The following is a 4250-nucleotide window of genomic DNA, read 5'->3' as shown; positions in this document are numbered from 1 at the left end:
CCGACCTTCTCGGCAACGTTGGACAGCGTCGACCCCCTCGTGCTCGGCCGCCGGCTGCGCCACCTGCGCCGGGTGTCCGGGGCGACGCTGTCCAACGTTGCCGAGAAGGTCGGCGTGACCGCGTCCCACCTCTCCCTCGTGGAGAACGGGCACCGTGAGCCGCGGCTGACCCTGCTGACCGCCCTGGCGGACGTGCACGGCGTCGGGGTGGAGGACCTGCTGACGCCGGAGGCGCCGAGCCGGCGCGCGGCCCTGGAGGTGGCCGTGGAGCGCGCGCAGCGCGGCCCCCTGTTCCAGCGGCTGGGTCTGCCCGCCCTGAAGATCGGCCCTCGCACCCCGGACGAGGTCCTCGAGGTGATCGCGGGGCTGCAGGCCGAGCTGGACCGGCAGATGGCCGAGCGCGTGTCCACCCCGGAGGAGGCCCGCCGGGCGAACAGCGCCCTCCGGGAGGAGATGCGGGCCTGCGGCAACCACTACGCGGACCTGGAGCGCCGGGCCCAGGAGCTGCGGGAGGCGGTGGACGTGGCGGACGGCCCGCTGACGCACCACCATGTCTCCGCCCTGGCCGAGCACCTGGGGTTCGCGGTCCGGTTCGTGCCCGACCTGCCGCACTCGACGCGCTCCGTCACCGACCTGAAGAACCGCCGCATCTACCTGGCGCGGGCCCGGCGCCCGGACCACGACCCGCGCGCGGTGCTCCTGCAAGCGGTGTGCTCCTCGGTGCTGGGCCACGGCGAGCCCGCGGACTACGCGGACTTCCTCCGCCAGCGCGTGTACACGAACTATCTGGCCGCGGCGATGATGATGCCGGAGCGCGGCACCGTGCGCGCGCTGCGCGAGGCGAAGGAGCGCCGCGACCTCTCGGTGGACGACCTGCGGGACCGGTTCGGCGTGTCGTGGGAGTCCGCCGCGCACCGGTTCACCAACCTGGCCACCGAGCACCTGGGACTGACCTGCCACTTCGCGAAGGTCCACGAGTCCGGGGTGTTCCACAAGGCGTACGAGAACGACGGCATCCCGTTCCCCACGGACCACATCGGGGCGATCGAGGGCCAGACGGCGTGCCGGCACTGGACCAGCCGGCAGGTGTTCTCCGTGGCCGACCACCTCGGCGCGTTCCCGCAGTACACGGACACCCCGGCCGGGACGTACTGGTCGGCGGCGGTGGTCGAGCCGACCTCCACCGGCTTCTACTCCCTCACGGTGGGCGTGCCCTTCGACGACGCCAAGTGGTTCCGCGGCCGGGAGACCTCCGCGCGGACCCGCAGCACCTGCCCGGACCCGAAGTGCTGCCGACTGCCCTCCGCGGAGCTGGAGGCGGCCTGGGGCGGGCAGGCGTGGCCGGCGGCCCGCGCCAACGCCCACCTGCTGGCGGCCATGCCCGGCGGCGCCTTCCCGGGCGTGGAGGAGGTGCAGGTGTTCGAGTTCCTCCAGACGCAGGAGAGCCGGTGGCCCCCGGAGGGGTCGGGGGCGGCCTGACCGGGCGGCGAGGGGTGCGGGCCGTGCCGCACGCCTCTGACCGGGTGCGCGCCCCGCAGGACCTGCACGAGGTGGACGGCCAGGCCTACGACGTCGTCTTCCACCCCGGCGGCCCCGGCCGAGAAGGCGCCGTGGCTGCTGGAGGACCGCCTCCTGTCCGACCTGGGCTGACCGTCCCGCCCGCCATACTGGATCGGTGACCTTCGCGATCCTCGTCTCCCTGCTGGCCGTCCTGCTGCTGATCGTGGGCCTGGTCGGCACCGTCTACCCGGTGCTGCCGGGCTCCGTCCTCAACGCCGTGGTCTCCCTGGCCTGGGCGTGGGTCCTCGGGTCGGTTGCGTCCTGGACGTTCGGGCTGATCGCCTGCGCCTTCTCGATCGCGGGCATGAGCGCCTCGGCCGCCCTGACCGGCCGGCGGCTCGTGAAGGAGCGCATACCCCGCGGGCCGATCCTCACGGGCGTGGCGGCCGCCGTCGTCGGGTTCTTCGTGATCCCCGTGGTGGGCGTGTTCGTGGGGTTCGCCGCGGGCCTGTTCGGCGCCGAGTGGGCGCGCCGCCGCGACGCGCGCGCGGCCCTGACCAGCTCGTGGGGTGCCCTCAAGGCCATGGGCCTGGGCATGCTCGTCGAGTTCGGCTGCGCCATGGTCGCCCTGGCCAGCGTGGGCGCCGGAGCCCTGGTCCACGTCCTCAGCCTCTGAGCCCGCGGCCGTGGTCGGCGTCGCCTCCCGCCAGGACGACCCCGCCGGTCGCCCGGCTCAGAGCCGCACGCGGGAGCCGACCTCCAGGGTGTGGTCCACGGGCAGGCCGTACTGCCACACGGGCTGGTCCGCGAGCCGGCTGAGGGAGACGAACGCGCGCGTCCCCCAGGTCTTCGGGCCGTGTCCGCGCGGGGTGAGGTAGCGGCTGCGGGAGAGCACGTACACGGCCTGGACGAGGTCCCGGTTGGTGAGGCCCAGTGCGGCGGCGTGCGCACGCAGGGTGCCGGGGATGTCCAGGGCGTCGAAGAAGCCGACCCGGATCACGGCCTGGTGGACGCCGCTGAGCGGGCCGACCTCCCGCACGGTGCACCGCTCGGCCTCCGCCACGTAGGGCTGCTCCTCGGTGACGACGTGCACCAGGGTGGTCTTCTCGTGGACGCCGCGGTTGGCGCGCAGGTTGATGCGCAGGGCGGCGGGGGCCAGGCGGGCGCTCGGCGCCAGGTAGACGGCGTGGCCGGGCACGCGGCGCAGGTCGCCCGTCTCCACGTGGTGGGCGGCCTTCGCCATGAACGTCTCGAGGTCCGCCTCGGTGCGGGACCAGCGGTGCGACACGGCCACGCGGCCGCGGTGCCAGACGGTCATGGTGCCCAGGACCAGCCCGCCGATGGTGAGCGGCAGCCAGCCGCCCTCGAACACCTTGACGAGGTTGCCCGCCAGGAAGGACAGCTCCAGCGGGAGCACGAGCGTGCCCAGCAGCACGGGCTGCCAGAGCGGGCGGCGCCACGTCGTCGCCATGTGCACCAGCACGAGGGTGGTGGTGATGATCATGGTGACGGTCACGGCCAGGCCGTACGCGGTGGCCAGGGCCACGGAGGAGCGGAACATCAGCACCACGAGCACGACGGCGGCCAGCAGGATCCAGTTCACCAGCGGCAGGTACACCTGGCCGGCCTCCTTGCCGGAGGTGTGGCGCACGGCCAGCGGGGGCAGGTAGCCCAGGCGCATGGCCTGGCGGGTCACGGAGTACGCGCCCGTGATGACGGCCTGCGAGGCGATCACGGTGGCCGCGATCGCCAGGATGGTCAGCGGGAGCGCGAACCAGTCCGGGGCCAGGCGGAAGAACGGGTTGGCGACGGCGCCCGGGTCGTCGAGGATGAGCGCGCCCTGGCCGAGGTAGTTCAGGGCGAGGGCGGGCAGCACGAAGAACAGCCAGTCCCGGGAGATCGGGAGGCGGCCGAAGTGCCCGATGTCCGCGTAGAGGGCCTCCGCGCCGGTCACGGCCAGCACGACGGCGCCCATCGCCACGAGCGCGACCATGGGCTGCTGGAGGGCGAACATCAGGCCCGGCAGGGGGGACAGCGCGACCAGGATGTCGGGGCGGTCCAGGAGGGGGCCGACGCCGAGGACGGCGAGCGTGGCGAACCACGCGGCCATGACGGGGCCGAACAGCATGCCGACGCCGCCGGTGCCGAAGCGTTGGAGGCCGTAGAGGACGATCAGGATCAGCAGGGATGCGGGGATGATCCAGTGCTCCAGGGACGGCACGGCCACGGCGACGCCCTCCACGGCGGACATCACGGAGATCGCCGGCGTGATCACGGAGTCGCCGAAGAAGAAGGAGCAGCCGATCAGGCCCGCGGTGAAGGCCCACTGCCCGCGGCGCCGGCGCGCCGGGCCGGGGGCGGCGGCGTCCTGCGCGACGTCCGTGTCGGAGTCCGGGGTGGTGGCCTCGTCGTAGTGGCGGCGCACGAGGGTGGCCAGGGAGAGCACGCCGCCCTCGCCGTGGTGGTCCGCGCGCAGCACGTTGAGCACGTAGGTCAGGGTCACGATGAGGATCAGCGACCAGAGCACCAGGGAGATCGCCCCGGTGACGTGGGCGAAGGACGGCGTGACGGCGTTGTGGTCCGCGGAGAACAGGGTCTGCAGCGCGTAGAGGGGCGAGGTGCCGATGTCCCCGAACACCACGCCCAGCGCGCCGATCGCCAGCATGAGCATGCCGGTGCGCGCGCGTTCCGCCGTGGCCGGGCGGTGGCCGGGGGCCGCGTGGCCGCCGGAGCGGTCTGCGGAGGAGGGG

Annotated in this window: 3 protein-coding genes; 2 read left to right on the top strand and 1 reads right to left on the bottom strand. The window is 73.8% G+C overall.

Annotated elements, in window-relative coordinates; translation table 11 throughout:
* Positions 1 to 1479, top strand: a 1479-nt coding sequence (locus MHY29_RS11435) for a helix-turn-helix domain-containing protein (protein ID WP_370643531.1), incomplete at its 5' end; no start/stop codon positions are given.
* Between the two features lie 196 nt (positions 1480 to 1675).
* Complete coding sequence (locus tag MHY29_RS11430) at positions 1676 to 2176, top strand: DUF456 domain-containing protein (RefSeq protein ID WP_224356345.1); 501 nt, start codon at positions 1676 to 1678, stop codon at positions 2174 to 2176.
* 57 nt (positions 2177 to 2233) lie between these two features.
* Here MHY29_RS11430 and MHY29_RS11425 read toward each other — a convergent pair.
* A partial coding sequence (locus MHY29_RS11425) for a potassium transporter Kup (protein ID WP_239241321.1) occupies positions 2234 to 4250 on the bottom strand: 2017 nt, incomplete at its 5' end.

This window comes from Micrococcus sp. ACRRV (assembly GCF_022346985.1).
GTDB lineage: Bacteria > Actinomycetota > Actinomycetes > Actinomycetales > Micrococcaceae > Micrococcus > Micrococcus porci.
Note: the sequence above shows the minus strand (reverse complement) of the source record. Positions and strands in the feature narration are given on the sequence as shown.